The following is a 2,594-nucleotide window of genomic DNA, read 5'->3' as shown; positions in this document are numbered from 1 at the left end:
GTTCAGCGGGTCACGTTAGCTTGCGGGGTCGAACCGCCAAAACTTTGCGCGACCTCTACTCACCGTTTCCCAACCCGCATCTTCTTTCATGATCCGGGGCGGCCGCAAACGCAATGACCGTTAGCGCCGACGAACGGCAGACGATCCGCGGCATGATCGAGGCCCACCCCGGCAGCAGCCGCGCGCAACTCTCACGTCAGGTGTGCGCCCTATGGGTGAGGAAGATCCGTCCGACGGCGCACATCCAGGAGGCGACCTCGGCTGTTGTCGCGTGCAGCGTCCGGGCGGCCTGGAAAACGATCACCACCGAACTTGTGAGGCCGACCAAGACTGCGACGAAGTCTGCGATCAGCCCCGAAGCCGAGAAATGCACGATCAGTCGCGTGCCTTCACTGCGGGCACAATCGCTACGATCAACGATATCGACAACATCGAACGTTTCGACGACACGGACGGTCGTGGCAGCTGTCGAGGTGCGCCGTCGCGGCTCAGTTCCGGCCGGCCTTGCGCAATGCCTCGCGAATTCTTGGCAGTGCTGCCTGCGCAGCTCTTTCACCTTCGAGGATCGCGTCGTGGCGCGCCTGAAACTCAGTCGATCCGACCGCGCCGACCTGCGGGCGAATCACCACGTCGGCTTCCTTGAGCTCGTAGCGAGCGAGGCTCTGGCCCATGATGGTGAAGGTCTGCATCAGGATGTCGAAGGTGCTGCGCACCGGCTGGTTGCCGGGAACCGCCGAGATGTCGACCGCGATGACTACGTCGGCGCCCATCTGCCGGGCCGCCTGGACCGGGATCAGGCTGCTCAGGCCGCCATCGACGTATTCCCGGCCGCCGATCCGAACCGGCTGGAAGACCCCGGGCACGGTCGCTGAAGCGCGGACCGCCATGCCGGTGTTGCCGGTTCGAAAGACGATGCTCTCACCGCTGCGAAGGTCGGTGGCGACTGCTCCGAAAGGCTTCTTCAGGGCCTCCAGCGGCCGCTGGCCGACGGCTTCGTTGACGAACTGCTGCAGAGATTCTCCCTTTAGCACGCCCCGATCAGGCAGGGACCAGTCGCTGATCTTGGTCTCGTCGAGTCGGTGCGCGAGCTTCTGCAGCTGAAAGCCGCTGTTGCCGGCGGCGTAGAGCGCGCCGACCACCGCGCCAGCGCTGGTGCCGACGATGATGTCGGGGAAAATGCCTTGACTTTCGAGCGTCTTGATCACCCCGACGTGTGCAAAACCTCTAGCCGCCCCGCCGCCCAAGGCGAGTGCCAGCTTGACTGGTTTGGCGGCCTGCGCCGGCTGGACGGGCTGGACGACCGGCGGTGGCGGGGTGCTCGCACATCCGCTTAGGGCGGCGAGCGTGGCAAGGGCAGCACTGAGGAGCAGTTGACGCATGGTTTTCCTTTCTTCGGACTCGCGCTTCCAGTAATGGCGCTGCCGCGCCGTGTCCGGGGAGACGGGCGGCAAATCTGTAACAAGGCTGTGCCCGTCAACCTGACTGAGTCAGCGGGAGTGGCCATGGTACGACTTCAGGTCAAACGTCGCCATCCGCTTGTCGGATACGGGTGTCGAAATTTCTTACACTCGATCTGGCTGGCTGGAACCCGCCTTGCGAGGCGACGCGCTTTTCGTCGAACCTAAACCGCAGTGAAGTGGGAGGACCACGGAAGAGTTATGGTCAAAGCAGCGACTGATGTGGGAACTACCGCACTGGGCCTTCGGCCAGGGTCACGGCGTGGTGTCGGCATTCTTTACATATTGCCTGCCGCATCTGCTCGCGAGGGGCTGGCTGCCGGCGTTGCCGAAAGTAACTACTAGATTTATATGGTCTTTTCCATACATACTTTAGTGGCATGGTTAATGCTTGTTGTTCGATGGAACAACCATCTTTTACTTGAGCGTAAATCGGCCGGGACGCTTTGCCGGGTTGTTCCCAAGTGCGTTTAATTTGACCATCTTCAAGAGGAGTCAATCGTCATGAAACCGATGCAGAAGCTCACGGCGCTCGCGGCTGTGAGTATTGCCGCCCTGTCCACAGGCAGTGTCATGGCTTCCACGGAAGCACAGAAGCAGGCAGCCATCGACAGCGGCTTGGCCTGGTTGGCCAGCAACCAGGCTGCCAATGGAAGCTGGTGTCAGTCCGGTTATTGCGCCGCCGACACCGCGGCGGCGCTACTGGCCTTTACCGAGCAGAGCTACAAGCCGGTAGGCTGGAATGGTCAGAACTATTCGGCGAACGTGACCCAGGCCCTCGGCTTTCTTCTCCAGGACGCCGGCACGGTATCGATCTCCAACAACCGCGGCGACGGAAAGAACGCCAACATCAGTGGCAGCGGCATCGGCTATATCTGGGGTGGCGGCGAGGCGACCTACGTCACTGGACTGGTTCTGCCGGCCCTGTCGCGTGTAACGGCGGGAGTCAATGGCATCACGCCCAGCACCGTGATCAGCAGCAGCAACGCCGCAGTAAACGGCAAGACCTACGCCCAAGTTCAGATTTCCTGATCCCGGCCGGGAATGTAGGTAGAATTCCGGAATTGCGAGTAGCACTTTATTTCGAAGGCCATAATTTTCGTATGGCATAGACCAAGCGTCGCTAGGAGTGCAAGG

General features: G+C 61.3%; 2 protein-coding genes and 1 pseudogene. 1 reads left to right on the top strand and 2 read right to left on the bottom strand.

The annotated features are described in order from the left end of the window. Window positions 1–229: 229 nt before the first annotated feature. Together Q1L50_RS03725 and Q1L50_RS03720 are read right to left on the bottom strand one after the other, a co-directional pair. Window positions 230–379: pseudogene (locus Q1L50_RS03725) on the bottom strand (benzoate/H(+) symporter BenE family transporter); the annotation flags it as partial. Between the two features lie 109 nt (window positions 380–488). After that, window positions 489–1,379 carry a patatin-like phospholipase family protein gene (locus tag Q1L50_RS03720; RefSeq protein WP_300336000.1) on the bottom strand — a complete coding sequence of 297 codons (891 nt, stop codon included), beginning with the start codon at window positions 1,377–1,379 and terminating at the stop codon, window positions 489–491. A gap of 582 nt (window positions 1,380–1,961) precedes the next feature. Between Q1L50_RS03720 and Q1L50_RS03715 the strand changes: the two genes are divergently transcribed. After that, a complete protein-coding gene (locus Q1L50_RS03715; protein WP_300335998.1) occupies window positions 1,962–2,489 on the top strand; it encodes a hypothetical protein in 528 nt (175 codons plus the stop codon). The last annotated feature ends 105 nt before the right edge of the window (window positions 2,490–2,594 follow it).

The sequence above is a fragment of the Accumulibacter sp. genome (genome assembly GCF_029255145.1).
In the GTDB taxonomy this organism is placed as follows: domain Bacteria; phylum Pseudomonadota; class Gammaproteobacteria; order Burkholderiales; family Rhodocyclaceae; genus Accumulibacter.
Note: the sequence above shows the minus strand (reverse complement) of the source record. Positions and strands in the feature narration are given on the sequence as shown.

What these genes read in the sequence shown, in the direction of transcription:
- Q1L50_RS03715 (WP_300335998.1), top strand. Translation starts at nt 1,962, where the DNA reads ATGAAACCGATGCAGAAGCTCACGGCGCTCGCGGCTGTGAGTATTGCC.
- Q1L50_RS03720 (WP_300336000.1), bottom strand. Translation starts at nt 1,379, where the DNA reads ATGCGTCAACTGCTCCTCAGTGCTGCCCTTGCCACGCTCGCCGCCCTA.